14 protein-coding genes, 1 riboswitch and 1 other annotated feature (1 of these 16 only partly in view) are annotated in these 20247 nt (G+C 32.2%); of the genes, 13 read left to right on the forward strand and 1 reads right to left on the reverse strand.

What is annotated here, in order from left to right; all coding sequences use genetic code 11:
• Positions 1–121 precede the first annotated feature (121 nt).
• Positions 122–1483, reverse strand: coding sequence for an amino acid permease (locus tag MT340_RS06010; protein WP_243603671.1), 1362 nt, complete (start codon positions 1481–1483; stop codon positions 122–124).
• Positions 1484–1830: 347 nt separating this feature from the next.
• Between MT340_RS06010 and MT340_RS06015 the strand changes: the two genes are divergently transcribed.
• The 13 genes from MT340_RS06015 (at position 1831) to MT340_RS06075 (ending at position 20182) form a co-directional block, all read left to right on the forward strand.
• A complete protein-coding gene (locus tag MT340_RS06015) occupies positions 1831–2949 on the forward strand; it encodes a citrate synthase (protein ID WP_243589177.1) in 1119 nt (372 codons plus the stop codon).
• Between the two features lie 52 nt (positions 2950–3001).
• Entirely contained in the window at positions 3002–4270 is a 1269-nt protein-coding gene (gene icd, locus MT340_RS06020; protein WP_243589178.1) for an NADP-dependent isocitrate dehydrogenase, read from the forward strand.
• 252 nt (positions 4271–4522) lie between these two features.
• Positions 4523–5233, forward strand: a complete 711-nt coding sequence (locus tag MT340_RS06025; RefSeq protein WP_243589179.1) for a response regulator transcription factor — start codon at positions 4523–4525, stop codon at positions 5231–5233.
• Positions 5233–6930 (forward strand): two-component system histidine kinase PnpS, encoded by a 1698-nt coding sequence (gene pnpS, locus MT340_RS06030; RefSeq protein ID WP_243603672.1) that lies wholly within the window; start codon positions 5233–5235, stop codon positions 6928–6930. The genes MT340_RS06025 and pnpS overlap by 1 nt, the downstream gene beginning before the upstream one ends.
• Before the next feature lie 137 nt (positions 6931–7067).
• Complete coding sequence (polA, locus tag MT340_RS06035; RefSeq protein WP_243603673.1) at positions 7068–9701, forward strand: DNA polymerase I; 2634 nt, start codon at positions 7068–7070, stop codon at positions 9699–9701.
• Between the two features lie 15 nt (positions 9702–9716).
• On the forward strand, positions 9717–10589 hold the full coding sequence (mutM, locus tag MT340_RS06040; RefSeq protein WP_243589181.1) for a bifunctional DNA-formamidopyrimidine glycosylase/DNA-(apurinic or apyrimidinic site) lyase: 873 nt from the start codon (positions 9717–9719) through the stop codon (positions 10587–10589).
• 19 nt (positions 10590–10608) lie between these two features.
• On the forward strand, positions 10609–11220 hold the full coding sequence (gene coaE / locus MT340_RS06045) for a dephospho-CoA kinase (RefSeq protein WP_243603674.1): 612 nt from the start codon (positions 10609–10611) through the stop codon (positions 11218–11220).
• A gap of 199 nt (positions 11221–11419) precedes the next feature.
• On the forward strand, positions 11420–12418 hold the full coding sequence (gene gap / locus MT340_RS06050; protein ID WP_243589182.1) for a type I glyceraldehyde-3-phosphate dehydrogenase: 999 nt from the start codon (positions 11420–11422) through the stop codon (positions 12416–12418).
• Between the two features lie 858 nt (positions 12419–13276).
• Positions 13277–13747: a transcriptional regulator NrdR gene (gene nrdR, locus MT340_RS06055; protein WP_243589183.1), complete on the forward strand. Its 471-nt coding sequence runs from the start codon at positions 13277–13279 to the stop codon at positions 13745–13747.
• Complete coding sequence (locus MT340_RS06060; RefSeq protein ID WP_243589184.1) at positions 13747–15138, forward strand: replicative helicase loading/DNA remodeling protein DnaB; 1392 nt, start codon at positions 13747–13749, stop codon at positions 15136–15138. Before nrdR ends, MT340_RS06060 begins: the two co-directional genes overlap by 1 nt.
• Complete coding sequence (gene dnaI / locus MT340_RS06065) at positions 15139–16059, forward strand: primosomal protein DnaI (protein ID WP_243589185.1); 921 nt, start codon at positions 15139–15141, stop codon at positions 16057–16059. It begins immediately after the preceding gene.
• Positions 16060–16365: 306 nt separating this feature from the next.
• Positions 16366–18303 carry a threonine--tRNA ligase gene (gene thrS / locus MT340_RS06070; protein ID WP_243589186.1) on the forward strand — a complete coding sequence of 646 codons (1938 nt, stop codon included), beginning with the start codon at positions 16366–16368 and terminating at the stop codon, positions 18301–18303.
• Between the two features lie 50 nt (positions 18304–18353).
• A riboswitch (Lysine riboswitch) is annotated at positions 18354–18529 on the forward strand.
• A 159-nt stretch (positions 18530–18688) separates the two neighbouring features.
• Entirely contained in the window at positions 18689–20182 is a 1494-nt protein-coding gene (locus MT340_RS06075) for an amino acid permease (protein ID WP_243589187.1), read from the forward strand.
• A gap of 62 nt (positions 20183–20244) precedes the next feature.
• Positions 20245–20247: a sequence feature (ribosomal protein L20 leader region), on the forward strand; it runs 125 nt beyond the window's last position.

Genomic DNA, 20247 nt, shown 5'->3' on the forward strand with positions numbered 1-20247 from the left:
TAAATGGGAATTATATATTTTAATATTGAATAATTAGTAAAAAATCATAGTGTAAAATCCGTGCATAATAAAAACCTTAACTTACCCACAGTGGATAAGTTAAGGTTTATGAGCAATTAAATTATTTAGTTCTTTTAGCTACGTTTTTATATCTTAAGTACATTAAACCTAAAATGATAAACCATAATGGTGTTAAGAAAATTGCATTTCTAGTAGTTTCATTTACAAATAATAAACAGAAAACTAAGATAAAGAACACTAGAATCGCATATGCCATATATTTACCACCAGGAAGCTTATAATCAACTTTTTTATGTAGTTCAGGATTTTTTCTATGATAGTTAATATAAGCGATAATAATTAATGCCCACACGATAATAAATAATACAGTTGAAATCGTTGTTACATAAGTAAATACTAAAGTAGCATCAGGGAAGATGTAATTTAGTAAAGCTGTAACTAATAATAATGCTGATGATACAATTATCGCAATATGTGGTACACCGTTTTTATTTGTTTTTCTAAAAGAAGGTGGAGCTTGGTCTTGTTCAGATAATCCAAATAGCATACGACTATTTGAGAAGATACCACTGTTACAAGATGAAGCTGCTGCTGTTAATACTACGAAGTTAATTAAACCTGCAGCAAATGGAATACCAATTAATGAGAATAATCGTACAAATGGACTTTCATTTGGATCAACTTTATCCCACGGAATAATTGACATGATAACTGCTAACGCACCTACGTAGAATACTAAAATTCTTAATGGTACTGCATTAATTGCTTTTGGAATAGTTTTCTCTGGATCTTTTGCTTCTCCTGCTGTAACACCAATCATTTCAATACCTACGAATGAGAATAGTGCCATTTGGAATGACATAAAGAAACCAGAAGCACCATCTGCAAAGATGCCATGTTTATATAAGTTAGTGAAACTTGCATGTCCAAATTGTGTATTGAACGCGAATAACACCATTATTAAACCTACTACTATTAAAGCGATGATAGTAACAATTTTGATAATCGCGAACCAGAATTCTAATTCACCGAATAATTTAGCACTTAATAAGTTAAATGCCATTAATATTAGTACACAAAATAATGCTGAAATCCAGTTCGGAATATTAGGGAACCAGAAACTTACATATTTAGCAACTGCTGTAACTTCTGCCATTCCAGTAATAATCCAACATAACCAATACGTCCAACCAGTTACAAAGCCAGCAAAGGGTCCTATGTATTCATTAGTCACGTCTGCAAAAGAGTGGAAACGAGTGTTCTGAATCATAATTTCTCCGAGACCTCTCATGAACATGAATAACATGAAGCCTATAATAATATAGGTGAATAAAATAGAAGGACCAGTCATTGCTATTGTTTGTCCAGCTCCTAAAAATAACCCTGTACCAATTGCGCCGCCAATAGCAATTAATTGCACATGACGATTACTTAACCCTCTTTGTAATTTTTCTTCAGCCATAAGACAACTCCCTTACATTTAATTAATATTTATTATGCACTTATATAACCAATTCGACAATTACTTTTATAAATTTCTCTAAAAATTCCTTTAATATTTAGTTAATAAATTGTAATCATTCATGATAAAAAAATTGAAATTTCAATATTTTCTTACTAATTGCATTATTAAATTATCTACAAAGCCAATAATAACGGGTAATGTAATAGATATACTCACTAGATGATGTAATGTAATTAACGGTTCAACATAGAAAGCGGGGTATATATTCATTCACAAAATTTAGACAATTAGCTATAATGATGATGAAAGCCATTACATTAAGTTAAAGAAAAGGGGAATTGCTTATGGCAGAATTACAAAAAGGTTTAGAAGGGGTAATTGCAGCTGAAACTAAAATCAGTTCAATTATTGAGAGTCAATTAACATATGCGGGTTATGACATTGACGATTTAGCAGAACATGCGCAATTCGAAGAAGTTATCTTCCTTTTATGGAATTATAAATTACCTACTCAAGACGAATTAGATACATTAAAAGAAAAATTAAATAAATATATGACATTGAACCCAAGAGTGTATAAACACTTTGAAGAATATGCAACTGATAATGTACATCCAATGACTGCTTTACGTACATCAGTTTCTTACATTGCACATTTTGATCCTGATGCTGAGGATGAAACAGAAGAAAATAGAAAAGAAAGAGCAATCCGCATTCAAGCTAAGATTGCATCATTAGTTACTGCATTTGCACGTGTACGAAACGGTAAAGAGCCAGTAAAGCCTAACCCAGAGTTAAGTTATGCTGCAAACTTCCTATATATGTTAAGAGGAGAATTACCAACTGACACAGAGGTTGAGGCATTTAATAAGGCATTAGTTTTACATGCAGACCATGAACTTAACGCCTCAGCATTTACAGCTCGTTGTGCAGTTTCTTCTTTATCTGATATGTATTCAGGGATCGCAGCAGCAGTTGGTTCATTAAAAGGGCCTTTACACGGTGGCGCCAACGAACAAGTTATGAATATGTTATCTGATGTTAAATCAGTGGATGAAGTAGATGCTTATTTAGATGAAAAATTCAAAAACAAAGAGAAAATTATGGGCTTTGGTCATCGTGTATATAAAGATGGAGATCCACGTGCTAAATATTTACGTGAAATGAGTCGTAAAATTACTTCTGAAACTGGAAGAAGCGAATTATATGACATTTCTATTGCTATCGAAAAACGTATGCGTGAAGAAAAAGGTATTATTCCTAATGTAGACTTCTTCAGTGCAACTGTATATCATAGTATGGATATTCCACATAATTTATTCACACCAATTTTCGCAGTAAGTCGTACTTCTGGCTGGACTGCTCATATTTTAGAACAATATCGTGATAATAGAATTATGAGACCACGTGCAAAATATATTGGTGAAAAAGATCGTAAATATCTACCAATAGAAGAAAGATAAGTTTTAATTAGTTAATGAGTTTTAAACATAGTTAAACTTGGAGGTTAAAAGTATGTCTGCAGAAAAAATTACTAGAGCGAATGAAGGATTAAACGTACCAAACGAACCAATCATCCCATTTATTATTGGTGATGGAATTGGCCCAGATATTTGGAAAGCAGCAAGTCGTGTGATTGACGCCGCTGTTGAAAAAGCGTACAACGGCGAAAAACGTATTGAGTGGAAAGAAGTCTTAGCTGGTCAAAAAGCATATGATGAAACTGGTGAGTGGTTACCAAAAGAAACACTAGATACGATAAAAGAATATTTAATCGCGATTAAAGGACCTTTAACTACACCAATTGGTGGAGGTATTCGTTCACTTAACGTAGCTTTACGTCAAGAATTAGATCTATTTACTTGCTTACGTCCTGTACGTTGGTTTAAAGGTGTGCCTTCACCAGTTAAACGTCCTCAAGACGTTGATATGGTTATCTTCCGTGAAAATACTGAAGATATTTATGCTGGCATTGAATTTAAAGAAGGAACTGATGAAGTTAAGAAGGTCATTGACTTCTTGCAAAATGAAATGGGCGCAACTAATATCCGCTTCCCAGAAACTTCTGGAATTGGTATTAAACCTGTTTCAAAAGAAGGAACTGAACGTTTAGTAAGAGCTGCGATCCAATATGCGATTGATAATGATCGTAAAGCTGTGACTTTAGTTCATAAAGGTAACATTATGAAATTCACTGAAGGATCATTTAAACAATGGGGTTATGATGTAGCTCAAAATGAATTTGCAGATAAAGTATTTACGTGGCAACAATATGATGAAATTGTCGAAAAAGATGGTAAAGATGCTGCAAATGAAGCACAAAACAAAGCTGAACAAGAAGGTAAAATCATCATTAAAGATTCAATTGCGGATATCTTCTTACAGCAAATTTTAACACGTCCAGCTGAACATGATGTAGTTGCTACAATGAACTTAAATGGTGACTATATTTCAGATGCTTTAGCGGCACAAGTTGGTGGTATTGGTATCGCACCAGGTGCCAATATTAACTATGAAACTGGACATGCGATTTTCGAAGCAACACATGGTACTGCTCCTAAATACGCAAACTTAAATAAAGTCAATCCTTCATCAGAATTATTAAGTTCTGTATTAATGCTTGAACACTTAGGATGGCAAGAAGCAGCAGATAAAATTACTGATGCTATTGAAGCAACAATTGCTTCAAAAGTCGTAACTTATGACTTTGCGCGTTTAATGGATGGTGCTAAAGAAGTTTCTACATCTGAATTTGCTGATGAACTTATTAAAAATTTAAAATAATAATATAAATGTCTATATGACTCACTCAAAGGCCTTTAATAGGTTTTGAGTGAGTCATCTTTTTTTATAAAATTATATTTTTTTGCCTAAATTTGTTAATATTAAGTTAAGGTTAGTAAAATAATTTCTTAATAAATAGAAAATATTATATTAATTGTTAAGTTTATGTAAATTTAATATGTGGTATGTTATTTTTATTTAAACTTCAGTTATAATGTATTTGAATGTTATTTCTAATCAGGGAGGCACATTATGTCACAAAAAGTATTAGTTGTGGATGACGAACAATCCATTGTAACTTTACTAAAATATAATCTTGAAACAGCTGGTTACATCGTAGAAGTTGCTTACGATGGGGAAGAAGCACTTGAAAAAGTAAATGAAGTTCAACCTGAACTGATTGTTTTAGATGTAATGTTACCGAAAAAAGATGGAATTGAAGTTTGTAAGACGATTCGTTCTGATAAAAACCTTGTTCCAATTTTAATGTTAACGGCTAAAGATGATGAATTTGATCGCGTATTAGGATTAGAATTGGGTGCAGATGACTATATGACTAAACCTTTTTCGCCTAGAGAAGTGGTAGCCAGAGTAAAAGCTATCCTTAGAAGATCGAAGTTTGCTAGTGAAGTAGAAAAAGATGATGTAGATGAAGAAGATATAATAATTGAAAATATTAGAATTAGACCTGAATTCTTTGAAGTTTATAAAGATGACGAGTTACTAGAATTAACGCCTAAAGAATTTGAATTACTTTTATACTTAATCGAAAGACAGGGACGAGTAATTACAAGAGAACATATGCTTAATTCAGTTTGGAATTATGAATTTGCTGGAGATTCTAGGATAGTTGATGTACACATTAGTCATCTAAGAGATAAATTAGAAGAGAATCCTAAGCAGCCTAAATTGATTAAAACTGTACGTGGTTTAGGGTATAAATTAGAAAGACCTAAAGGTTAATGTTAAAGTTTCATCACCGATTACTCCTATTATTAAGTGCTATCACGATTATCAGTTTTATAGGTTTAGGGGCCATTATTCATCATACGATTTATCAAATACTATCTACTACGCAAAGTGCTGAATTAAACCATATTTCTGAGAATTTTCTAAAATTAAATAAGCAAAAAAACAACAAAGAAATTACAAATATCGCATCTGATCAACATTTAACTGTTTATATTTACGAAGATGGTAAAACTATTTATAAGTTAGGTAATCATCAAAAAATAAATAAAAATATAGACAATGCCGCAAATCCATCAGATATTATATATCACAATGAGAATGGGCAACTAAGATACACGTTTAAACATACAGTTAATGATAAAACGATATACATAAGTGGTTTGAATAATGAAATTATTGATCTGCAGAAAAGTATGTGGAAATATTTGTCATTAATCGGAATTATCGTATTATTAGCAATTTATTTAGCAGTTAGAAGTATTAATAGGACATATATTAGACCTATTAATGAAGTTACATATGCAACATCTCTTATTGCGGATGGCTATTACCATGTTAGAGTTCCTGAAAGTAACGTTAAAGAAACAAAAGCCTTATTTGTAACAACGAATGATTTAGCGAGACGACTCCAAAAGCTTAATAACAAACAAAAAATGCAATCTAATCGATTAAAAACAACATTGGAGAATATCCCAAGTTCAGTATTAATGATCGATAAACATGGAGAGATTGTTGTAGCCAATCATTCGTATTATGAAGTATTTAGACCAGAGAAAAAAGTAGAAAGCAAAGATTATACCGCATATTTAGATGAGAAAATACAGCACTTGATACTTGAAGCTTTTAGAACTGAACAAGCAATTTATGATCAAATTGAATTATATATAAATGACGTACATCAAAAATATTTTGATGTTTCATGTCTACCTATCCTCAGTAAATCTAAAAAACGATTACAAGGTTTGGTACTCGTTATGCATGATATTACAAATTTGAAAAAGCTTGAAAACCTTAGACGTGAATTCGTAGCAAATGTTTCTCATGAATTAAAAACACCAATAACGTCAATTAAAGGTTTTGCTGAAACGCTTATTGAAGGTGCTAAAAATGACGAGCAATCTTTAGAAATGTTTTTAAAGATTATCCTAAAAGAATCCAATCGTATTGAATCATTAGTAATGGATTTATTAGATTTATCACATATTGAACAACAAACAGAGCTTGAAACAACTTATGTGAATCTTTCGGAATTAGCCTATAATACGATTGATAACCTTCAAAATCAGGCTAGATATAAAAACATCACTATCAATTCAGAAATTGAAAAAGATGTGATAATTGAAGCTCATGAGAATAAATTAGCTCAAGTCATTACCAACTTATTGTCTAATGCCATCAATTACTCTCTTGAAGATAATAAGGTCATTGTTAGAGTTTATCGAGAAGACATTAAAGTCAATTTAGAAATCCAAGATTTTGGTATTGGTATTGATAAAGAGGATCAAAAACATATTTTTGAAAGATTTTATCGTGTTGATAAAGCGCGCAGTCGTGATTCAGGCGGAACAGGATTAGGGCTATCAATTACTAAGCATATTGTAGAAGCACATCATGGTACGATAAATGTTGATAGTCAACCTGGTGAAGGTTCATTATTTAGAGTGTCATTTATAGATGAAAAACAATAAATATTTATTTACCTGTTTATTTGGAAAGCACAAATAAACAGGTTTTTTTATATTTGGATTTACTATAAAATCATTCATTCGTGATGATAAAGGGAATATGCTAAAATATAATTAAATTCGTTCTGGAGGTTTGCACTTTGAATAAATTAATCTTAATAGATGGTAATAGTTTAAGTTTTAGAGCTTTCTATGCCTTGCCACTGCTCTCTAATAAAGCAGGTATTCATACGAATGCAATCTATGGATTTGCAATGTTGCTAGAAAAAATTATTAGAGAAGAACAACCGAACCACTTTTTAGTAGCATTTGATGCAGGAAAAACAACTTTCCGTCATTCTAAGTATAGTGAGTATAAAGGCGGTAGACAAAGTACACCACCTGAATTAAGTGAACAGTTTCCATATATTCGTCAATTACTTGACGCTTATCACATTAAACATTACGAATTAGAAAATTATGAAGCTGATGATATTATTGGGACATTAAGTAAAGAAGCTGATAAGCAAGGTTTTGAAACGATTATAGTAACCGGAGATCGAGATTTAACACAATTAGCTACTGATAATGTCACTATTTATTATACGAAAAAAGGTGTTACTGACGTTGATCACTATACTCCAGAATTTATTGCCGAAAAATATGACGGATTAGCGCCACAACAAATTATTGATATGAAAGGTTTAATGGGAGATACTTCAGATAATATTCCAGGTGTTGCAGGTGTAGGCGAAAAAACTGCGATTAAACTCTTAAAACAATTTGAAACTGTCGAAGGTGTTTATGACAATATTGATTCAGTTTCCGGTAAAAAACTTAAAGAGAAGCTAGAAAATAGTCATGACGATGCATTAATGAGTAAAGATTTGGCTACAATTAATTGTGATAGTCCTATTGAAGTAAGCTTAAAGGATACGCAACTTAATCATCAAGAAGACAATACAGATAAAATTGAGTTATTTAAAAAGTTAGAGTTTAAACAGTTACTTGCTGATATAGATAGTGATGTTACTGACAATGACGATAATTCAGATAGAACATTTGAAATTGACCCTACATTTGATCATATAGATTTTAACCACTTAAATGAAGCAGTCATCCATTTCGAAATAGACGGTTCCAACTATCTAAAAGATCAAATATTAAAATTTGGTTTCCATACAGGCGATCAACATATTGTTATTAATGCTGATAGTATTAAAGACTATCCTGATTTAATTAAATGGCTTGAAGATGAGAATACATGTAAAAGTGTTTATGATGCTAAGAAGACGTATGTTGCAGCACATAGATTAGATATCGATATTAAAAATATTCAATTTGATGTGATGTTAGCAAGTTACATTATTGATCCATCGAGAACAATAGATGACGTTCGTTCTGTTGTGACGCATTATCATCAAAACTACGTTAAAGATGATATTTCTATATATGGCAAAGGTAAAAAACGTAGCATTCCTGATGATGAAGTTTTAAACACTCATATTGCTTCAATTACCGAAGCTATTCATGAGTCACAACCTTTAATGTTTAAAGAATTAGAAGCACATAATCAAATAGATTTATTACAAAACTTAGAACTTCCACTTGCCCGCATTTTAGGTGAAATGGAAGAAACTGGTATCTATACAGATGTGAATGATTTACAACAAATGCAACATGAAATTCAAGAAAAATTGGATACACTTATTAGTAATATTCATGAAGCAGCTGGAGAAGAATTTAATATTAATTCACCTAAACAGCTAGGTGTTGTATTATTTGAAACGCTTAAACTACCAGTTATTAAAAAGACAAAGACAGGTTATTCTACAGCAGTTGATGTATTAGAACAACTTCAAGGCGAACATCCAATCATTGATTATATTTTAGAATATCGCCAATTATCTAAATTACAATCAACGTATGTTGAAGGATTACAAAAAGTAATTAGCAATGATAAACGTATCCATACACGATTCAACCAAACATTAGCTCAAACTGGACGTTTGTCTTCAGTTGATCCTAACTTACAGAATATACCTATTAGACTTGAGGAAGGGCGTAAAATTCGTCGTGCGTTTAAACCAAATTCAGATGATAGTGTTATACTTTCAGCCGACTACTCTCAAATTGAGTTACGTGTATTAGCGCATATTACGCAAGATGAGAGTATGAAAGAAGCGTTTATCCATGGACGAGATATCCACACTGCAACTGCTATGAAAGTATTTGGCGTTGAAGCGGATGGTGTTGATGATTTAATGCGTCGACAAGCAAAGGCCGTTAACTTCGGCATTGTATATGGTATTAGTGACTATGGTTTAAGTCAAAGTTTAGGAATAACTCGTAAAAAAGCGAAAGCGTTTATTGATGATTATTTAGCTAGTTTTCCAGGTGTGAAACAATATATGTCAGATATCGTAAAAGATGCAAAAGCAAATGGGTATGTAGAAACGTTATTGCATCGTCGTAGATATATACCAGATATTACAAGCCGTAATTTCAATTTAAGAGGCTTTGCAGAAAGAACTGCGATGAATACACCTATACAAGGAAGCGCAGCTGATATCATTAAATTAGCAATGGTAGAGTTTGATAAACAAGTCAGAGATACTTCTTATCATGCGAAATTATTACTTCAAGTTCACGATGAATTGATATTTGAAGTGCCTAAAGATGAAATTGAAGATTTTAGTGCATTTGTAGAAGATATAATGGAACATGCACTAGACTTAGATGTGCCTTTAAAAGTAGATTCAAATTATGGCTCTACTTGGTATGATGCGAAATAGAGAAAGGAAATTGAAATGCCAGAATTACCAGAAGTTGAACATGTAAAAAGAGGTATAGAACCATTTATTCAAAATACTACTATTAAAAGTGTAACTTTTTCTAAAAAGGTTATTGAAGGAAAACAACAAGGTAAAGAAACTATTATCAAAGGTATTAATTTAGATGGTTTTCGTTTAAATAGTGAAGGTTACACATTTAAAAACATTGAACGACGTAGTAAATATATTGTATTTACTATCGAGAAAAATAATAATGAACGAATTTTATTAAGTCATTTAGGTATGGCCGGTGGTTTTTTTACAGTCAATCAATTATCTGAAATTAGTACACCTAATTATAGAAAGCATTGGCACGTTATTTTTCATTTAGATAATGGTAAAAAACTTGTCTACTCGGACATTCGTCGATTTGGAGAAATTCGTAATTTAGCTTCTTTTAATGATTATCCTTCATTCTTAGAAATAGCGCCGGAACCATTTGAAGAAGAAGCGTTCGAACATTTTAAAGTTTATTTAACTCAAAAGAAAGTGCAGAATAAGCCAATTAAACAGATGTTACTAGACCATAAGATTGTCGCTGGTTGTGGCAATATTTATGCGTGCGAAGCATTGTTTAGAGCAGGCATACTTCCTTCTCGAAAAGTTAAATATACATCTGAACAAGAACGTCAAATGCTCTTCTATTATGTTCAAGAAGTTTTAAAAGAGGGTATTAATAATGGAGGTACTAGCATTTCCGATTATCGTCATGCAGATGGTAAAACTGGAGAAATGCAACTCCATTTAAACGTTTATAAACAAAAGAAATGTAAAGTATGTAATCATGACATTGAACAAAAAGTAGTAGCAACTAGAAATAGTCATTTTTGTCCACAGTGTCAGAAATAGAAATGAGTGGTGAAAAATCATGCCTAAAGTAATAGGATTAACTGGCGGTATAGCGACAGGGAAATCTACAGTTTCTGAACTTTTAAGTGTATATGGTTTTAAAATTGTGGATGCAGATATAGCAGCACGTGAAGCAGTCGCTAAAGGTTCAAAAGGGTTAGAACAAGTTAAATTACAATTCGGTGAGGAAGCGATTACTGAAGAAGGTGAAATGGATCGTAAGTACATGGGAGAACTCGTGTTCAATCATCCTGAAAAACGCCTTGAATTAAATAAAATCGTGCATCCGATTGTAAGAGAAATTATGGAAAAAGAAAAACATGAATATTTACAACAAGGTCATAATGTCATTATGGATATTCCACTTCTTTTTGAAAATGATTTACAAGATACAGTTGACGAAGTTTGGCTAGTTTATACATCAGAAAGTGTACAAATTGAGCGCTTAATGGAGCGAAATAATTTAACTGCCGAAGATGCCAAAGCAAGAGTATATAGTCAAATTTCAATTGACAAGAAAAGTAGAATGGCTGATCATGTTATAGATAATTTAGGAAGTAAGCTTGAATTAAAGCAAAATCTTGAACGTTTATTATCTGAACAAGGATTTTTAAATAAAGAAGAACTTTAAATATTGAATATTATCTTAGTGGGATAAAAGTTATTAAAAATATAAAATTCCACTAAGATTTTTTTATAACTAAAACTTATATACCTTAAATAAAAATAAAATATTTAAATTAGTGGAAAACGCTTTCAAATTCTGTTAAATATGTTACACTAATTTTATAAAGTATAACATATAAACAAACAATCAAGGGGTGCTTTAAATGTCAACAAATATTGCAATTAATGGTATGGGTAGAATTGGTAGAATGGTATTAAGAATTGCTTTACATAACGATAACTTAAACGTAGTAGCAATCAATGCTAGCTATCCACCAGAAACAATTGCGCATCTAATTAAATACGATACAACTCACGGTAGATATGATAAAAAAGTAGAACCAATTGAAAATGGTATCCGTGTAGATGGTCATGATATTAAATTAGTGTCAGATCGTAATCCAGAAAACTTACCTTGGAAAGATTTAGATATTGATATCGTCATTGAAGCTACAGGTAAATTCAATCATGGAGATAAAGCAATCGCTCATATTAAAGCTGGTGCTAAAAAAGTATTATTAACTGGTCCTTCAAAAGGTGGCCACGTTCAAATGATTGTTAAAGGAGTAAATGACGATAAATTAGATGTTCAAGAATATGACATTTTCAGTAATGCTTCTTGTACAACAAACTGTATCGGCCCAGTAGCCAAAGTGTTAAATGATAAATTTGGTATTGTGAATGGTTTAATGACAACAGTTCACGCTATTACTAATGACCAAAATAACATTGATAACCCTCATAAAGACTTACGTCGTGCACGTTCATGTAACGAAAGTATCATCCCAACTTCTACTGGTGCAGCAAAAGCATTAAAAGAAGTTTTACCTGAAGTAGAAGGTAAATTACACGGTCTTGCTTTACGTGTTCCAACTAAAAACGTTTCTTTAGTGGACTTAGTAGTTGATTTAGAGAAAAATGTTACAGTAGATGAAGTTAACGACGCATTTCGTAATGCAGGTTTAGAGGGTGTTCTTGATGTTGAAGATGCACCGTTAGTATCAGTTGACTTCAATACTAACCCTAATTCAGCTGTAGTTGATGCACAAAACACTATCGTTATGGGCGACAACAAAGTGAAAGTTATTGCTTGGTATGATAACGAGTGGGGTTATTCAAATAGAGTAGTGGAAGTTGCTGAACAAATTGGTAGCTTAATCTAAGCTGACAAAGTAGTTTCTACTAACTGATTATAAATCGTAAATAAACATCATGACCTTAGGGAAATGAGCTAGACTGTCGACAAAGTATTAATCTTTGCCGGCAGTTTTTATTTTAAACTAGTAATTGAAGTTCTAAGATAGATGTTTACTCGTTTTAGTTGCAAAGAAATTCTTAGATGAACATTTACTTATTCTGTTGTGATGCTTGCATAGGGGGCTGGGTCGAGCCACGGTCTTGTAAAGTAGTTCTTAGATGAATGCTACTCATTTTGTTGCGACGCTTTCTTGCGGGAAAGGCTTAAGCCTGTAGTCTTGTAAAGCAGTTCTTAAATGGATTGACATTACACTTAAGTTGAGACGCTTGCCTAGGGGGCTGGGTCGAGCCTTGGTCTCGACACTCATCCTGCTCCCTCAGGCGTCGCTCAACTACGTTCCATTATCCATTTTAGAATTACTTACCTAAGTGCTATAGCACTTAGGTTCATTAATAATTAGCATAGGAGTCTTCACAACTACACTTCGTAATCTACCTTAGAACTACTTATGCAAGCGTATTTCACTAATCAATAAATAAATTTTATTTTAAAATTATTATGTGAAATATCAAAGTTAAAATAATTTTTCTGGAATATAAGAAAGAATTAAATAGGGTGATTAAGGGAGAGTATATTTTTTATTTTTTAATATTTAGAGTGTGATGATGTGCAGTATGGTTAGACTAAATAATTTTAATGTACATAATATTAATTTTAGTTGAAATAAATTCAAATTCGATATTTTAGCTCGTAAGTTGACTTCTTTTGTCTTAATTATATTTATAGTATAATGAAGCATAATCTATTCAAGAGGGTGAAAGATATGAAATGCCCAAAATGTAACTCTACGCATTCACGCGTTGTAGATTCACGTCATGCTGATGAAGCAAATGCAATTCGAAGAAGACGTGAATGCGAAAATTGTGGCACCCGTTTTACTACATTTGAACATATAGAAGTCAGTCCACTTATTGTTGTAAAAAAAGATGGGACACGTGAACAGTTTTTAAGAGAAAAAATATTAAATGGACTTGTAAGATCATGTGAAAAAAGACCGGTACGTTACCAACAATTGGAAGATATTACTAATAAAGTTGAATGGCAATTACGTGATAAAGGCCATACTGAAATTTCATCTAGAGATATAGGAGAGCATGTGATGAATTTACTAATGCATGTTGATCAAGTGTCTTATGTTCGTTTTGCTTCAGTATATAAAGAATTTAAAGACGTAGATCAGTTACTCGCATCTATGCAGGGCATATTGAATGATAATAAACGGAGTGATTCATAATGAGTTTGCAGTCATATGAATATGGTTTGAGGCCTCATGATGGATTTAAAGTTTATCGTAATTTTTTCTTTAATCATAACCATTTAGATATATTAAATCGCTTATATGTACCTTTAATTGGCACACAAGCGATTGGGGTCTATCATTATATGAACCAATTTGTGAATGAGTCAATGAGCGAGACGCTTACTCATTACACGATTATGAATGAATTAAGGACTAATTTATTAGAGTTTAGAAAATCAATGGATGCTTTAGAAGCGATTGGGTTAATCAAAACATATGTTAAACACAATCATCAGCAATCTTTTTTTATTTATGAGCTAATCAAACCTCCAACGGCTTATCAATTCTTTAATGACCCTATGCTGTCTGTTTATTTGTATAATGAAGTAGATAATAAACGTTATAAGCGTTTAAAAGCTTATTTTGAAAAAGATGAACCAAATTTGGAAGGATTTCAACAAGTGACTCGTAAATTTACAGACGTCTTTAAAGTCCCTCAGAAAAATATACGAGTAGATTCTTCTACAATTAAAAAAGAATCTTCATATGTAGGTATTGATTTATCAAATGAAACATTTGAATTTGATATGTTAAAAGAAATGTTGCAACATCATTTTATTAGTAGTGAATTGCTAACTAAAGAAACACGCCAATTAATTATTCAGTTAGCTACGTTGTATGGATTAACGCCTGATTCAATGAAGCGAATCATTTTAAACTCTATTACGAGTGATCAACAACTTTCTTTTGAAGAAATGAGAAAGCATGCGCGTTCATATTATTTAATAGAACATAACCAACAACTTCCTGAATTACAAGTGAAGACAAATGAGAGTAAACAATCATCATCTGTAAGTCAAAATGAGCATGCACAAGAAGATGTTAAAACATCAACTGATGAATGGTTTGACTTGTTGGAAGCGACAAGTCCAATTGATATGCTATCTTCATGGTCAGAATCAGAACCTACATTACAACAAAAAAGAATGATTGAAGAATTAATAGAACGTGAGAAATTATCATTTGGTGTTATCAATATTTTGCTACAATTTGTCATGTTAAAAAATGATATGAAACTACCTAAAACGTATATATTTGAAATTGCCTCAAATTGGAAAAAGTTGGGTATTAAAACAGCACAACAAGCATATAACTATGCTTTAAAAACTAAAGAAGATAGTTCTTCTTCTAAAAGTTATAACTCAAACCAATCACGTCGACGTTATTCAAAAAATAAAGAGATAGTTTCAAGAGAAAAAACACCAAAATGGTTGAAAAATAGAGATCAACAATCATCAGTAAATAAAGATGAACATGATGCACAACTCGAAAAAGATAGAGAAGCGTTTCGCGCTCAATTAGCTCAAGACTGGGAGGAGGATTAGATGAAATCGTTTAGTAGTATTATTGGATCAAACAGCGATTTAGAACAACGGATTGCTAAAATTAAACAACAAGTTCTAAATGACGAAGATGTTAAACAATTCTTAATACAACACAAATCAGAATTAACAAATAAAATGATAGATAACGATTTAAATATTTTACAAGAGTATAAAGATCAACAAAAACGTTATGATGGCCATGATTATGAACAATGTCCTAATTTTGTTAAAGGTCATACACCTGAACTTTATATTGAAAATGAGCGCATTAAAATTAGATACAAACAATGTCCATGTAAGGTTAAACATGATGAAGCAAGATATAATTCTCAACTCATTACTGCACATCATATGCAACGCGACACACTGGATGCTAAGGTTAAAGATATTTACACAAATGGACGTCATCGTTTAGAAATTGCGATGGCTGTTAATGATATTTGTAAGAAACTAGTGAATAAAGAAAATGTCAAAGGTCTATATATTCATGGTCCATTTGGTACAGGTAAATCATTTATATTAGGCGCTATAGCTAATCAATTAAAATCTAAAAACGTTGCTTCAACGATTGTGTATCTTCCAGAATATATTCGTACATTAAAAAGTGGATTCAAAGATGGAAGTTATGAGAAGAAATTACAACGTATTAGAGAAGCCAATATTTTAATGTTAGATGATATTGGTGCAGAAGAAGTAACGCCATGGGTTAGAGATGAAGTCATTGGACCGTTGCTTCATTATCGTATGGTTCAGGAACTACCGACTTTCTTTTCATCTAATTTAAATTTAGATGAATTAGAGCATCATTTATCTAATACGCGTGAAGGCGCTGAGCAAACGAAAGCGGCTAGAATTGTTGAAAGAATTAAGAGTTTATCGAATTCTTATTATTTAGATGGAGAAAATTTACGAAACAATTGAAATTTACAGTAAGTGATGTATAATGAACTTAAATCTAAATCGTTGAAATTAATGAAGATATGATAATTTAATTACTATTATACAGAGAGCTAATGTATGGTGTGAATTTAGCTAATATATTAAATTATTACTCCTTCATTTTAAGGCGCTGGTAATCAGTGTTCGGCTCAAGACCGTTATCTTATGTAGAGATATTTAGCATTTGCTAAATAACTAGGGTGGTACCACGACGAACTCGTCCCTTATATAGGGGGCGAGTTTTTTTATTTTCAACGATGATAGAATTTATAATTGGAGGGTTATATAATGGATCGAATTAATATTCAATTCCCAGATGGTAATTCAAAAGCGTTCGATAATGGAACTACTACTGAAGATATTGCACAATCAATTAGTCCTGGATTAAGAAAAAAAGCTGTGGCTGGTAAATTTAATGGTCAAATGGTTGACTTAACTAGACCATTAGAAGAAGATGGTGAAATTGAAATCGTTACACCAGGAAGTGAGGAAGCATTAGAAGTTTTACGTCATTCTACTGCTCATTTAATGGCTCAAGCTTTAAAACGTTTATATGGTAACGTAAAATTTGGTGTAGGGCCAGTTATTGAAGACGGTTTCTACTATGATTTTGATATGGATGAAAAAGTATCTTCTGATGATTTTGAAAAAATTGAAAAAACTATGAAACAAATCGTTGATGAAAATCATAAAATTGAACGTAAAGTTGTTTCTAGAGAAGAAGCGAAAGATTTCTTTAAAGATGATCCTTATAAATTAGAATTAATTGATGCAATCCCTGAAGATGAAAATGTAACATTATATTCTCAAGGTGAATTTACAGATTTATGTAGAGGTGTACATGTACCATCTACTTCAAAAATTAAAGAATTCAAATTATTATCTACTGCTGGTGCTTATTGGCGTGGCGATAGCAATAATAAAATGTTACAACGTATTTACGGTACTGCATTTTTCGATAAAAAAGAATTAAAAGCGCATTTACAAATGTTAGAAGAACGTCGTGAACGTGATCACCGTCGTATCGGTAAGGATTTAGAGTTATTTACTAATAACCAATTAGTAGGTGCTGGTTTACCTTTATGGTTACCGAATGGTGCTACTATTCGTCGTGAAATCGAACGTTATATCGTAGATAAAGAAGTAAGTATGGGTTACGACCACGTTTATACTCCAGTATTAGCGAATGTTGAATTATACAAAACTTCAGGTCACTGGGATCACTATAGAGATGATATGTTCCCACCTATGAAATTAGATGAAACAGAAGAAATGGTATTACGTCCAATGAACTGTCCTCATCATATGATGGTTTATAATAATAGACCACATTCATATCGTGAATTACCAATTCGTATCGCTGAATTAGGTACTATGCATCGTTATGAAGCGAGTGGTGCTGTATCAGGCTTGCAGCGTGTAAGAGGTATGACTTTAAACGATTCTCATATCTTTGTTCGTCCAGACCAAATTAAAGATGAATTCAAACGTGTTGTACACATGATTCAAGATGTATATAAAGACTTCGGATTTGAAGATTATACTTTCCGTTTGAGTTACAGAGATCCAGAAGATAAAGAAAAATATATGGATGACGATGAAATGTGGAATAAAGCTGAATCAATGCTTAAAGAAGCAGTCGATGAAATGAACTTACCATATGTTGAAGCAATTGGTGAAGCGGCATTCTACGGCCCTAAATTAGACGTTCAAGTTAAAACAGCAATGGGTAAAGAAGAAACTTTATCAACTGCTCAAATTGACTTCTTATTACCAGAACGTTTTGAATTAACATATATTGGTAGTGATGGTGAAAACCATCGTCCAGTAGTTATCCACCGCGGTGTTGTATCAACTATGGAACGTTTCGTAGCTTTCTTAACTGAAGAAACTAAAGGTGCCTTCCCAACTTGGTTAGCACCAAAACAAGTTGAAATCATTCCTGTAAACGTTGATTTACATTATGACTATGCGAAAAATCTTCAAGACGAATTAAAATCTCAAGGTGTTCGTGTAGAAATTGATGACCGCAATGAAAAAATGGGATACAAAATCCGTGAAGCACAAATGCAAAAAATTCCTTATCAAATCGTTGTAGGGGACAAAGAAGTTGAAAATAATGAAGTAAATGTGCGTAAATACGGTTCACAAGATCAAGAAACTGTTGAAAAAGATGAATTTATTTGGAATTTAATTGATGAAATTCGCTTAAAAAAACATAGATAGTCTTGATAAAAATGAACGCTTAATGTATATTACAAATTAGTAAATATAAAAAATGAGTTAGAGGTTGCAACTTTGATTAGTAACTCTTCAGAAGTTGTTATGGAACATATGTTGAAAGAGTGAAAGGTAAAGTTGCCGAAACAAATGATAACCATAATTATCATTTGTTGGGACAGTTGTCGAATAGAAACTGTACTGTCACAATTTGTGATGTGCTACCGATATAGATTAAGCAAAAGGTTGCATATCTCTAAGGTATGCAATCTTTTTTATTTCGATTTTTAATTTTACATAATTCGTAAAATATGAATTTGATAAGTTAATTATCAACACATAGCAAATAAAACGTTTCTAGTTAGCCTCTACAGAAGGAAAGGAAGCTTCTATGAGTAAAGTCGAAAATCAAGACGGTGGTATCAAACGTGGTTTGAAAGATCGTCATATATCCATGATAGCAATGGGAGGATGCATAGGGACAGGTTTATTCATGACCTCCGGTGGCGCTATTCATGATGCAGGCGCACTCGGTGCATTAATCGCTTATGCTATTATTGGTGCTATGGTATTCTTCTTAATGACTTCATTAGGTGAGATGGCAACGTATTTACCTGTATCTGGTTCCTTCAGTACATATGCTACACGATTTGTAGATCCTTCATTAGGATTTGCTTTAGGTTGGAACTATTGGTTTAACTGGGTAATTACAGTAGCAGCTGATGTTACAATAGCTGCACAAGTCATTCAATATTGGACACCTATGGCTGGTATTCCAGCATGGGTATGGAGTTGTATCTTTTTAGTTATTATTTTTGCTCTTAACTCTTTATCAGTAAGAGTTTATGGTGAAAGTGAATATTGGTTTGCATTAATTAAAGTAGTAACAGTTATTATATTTATCATTATAGGATTATTAACTATATTAGGAATTATGGGTGGTAAGTTTGTTGGATTTGAAACATTCACTAAAGGTGATGGTCCAATCTTAGGAGGAAACCTAGGAGGTAGTTTATTATCAATTCTAGGCGTATTCTTAGTTGCAGGTTTCTCTTTCCAAGGTACTGAATTAATCGGTATCACTGCTGGTGAATCTGAGAATCCAGAACGTGCTGTCCCTAAGGCGATTAAACAAGTATTCTGGAGAATTTTATTATTCTATATCTTAGCCATTTTTGTGATAGGTATGCTAATTCCTTATGATAGCAATGCTTTAATGGGTGGAGATGATAGTATTGCAACTTCTCCATTTACACTTGTATTTAAAAATGCTGGTTTAGCTTTTGCCGCTTCATTCATGAACGCAGTTATTTTAACTTCAGTATTATCTGCTGGTAACTCAGGAATGTACGCTTCAACACGTATGTTATATTCAATGAGTAAAGATAAATTAGCATTTGATACATTTGGCAAAACGAATAAATACGGTGTACCTTATCTAGCATTAATTGCTACAGGTGTTTTAGTTATTGTTATTTTCTTAGTTCAAAAACTTAGTGGCGGTGCATATGAATACATCGTTGCAGCAAGTGGTATGACTGGATTTATTGCATGGGTTGGTATTGCAATCAGTCATTATAGATTTAGAAGAGCCTTTGATAAACAACATCACCATAAGAGCGAATTAAAATATAAAGCTAAATGGTTCCCATTTGGTCCAATATTTGCAGGAATTTTATGTGTGATTGTTATTATAGGACAAGACGTAGATTTCATTAAAACAGGGCACTTTGATTTAAATCGCTTTGTTATTACTTACATGGGTATTCCAGTATTCTTAGCATTTTATATCTACCATAAAATTAGATATAAAACTAAATTAATACCACTTGATAAAGTAGATTTACGTCAAGATGTTAAAATGGATGATATTAAACATCATTAAATTAAAATAATTGTTGACTTACATGATAAATGCTGATATGATTATAAACGTTGAATACGAAACGA

The sequence above is a fragment of the Staphylococcus sp. NRL 16/872 genome, from assembly GCF_022815905.2.
Classification (GTDB): Bacteria; Bacillota; Bacilli; order Staphylococcales; family Staphylococcaceae; genus Staphylococcus.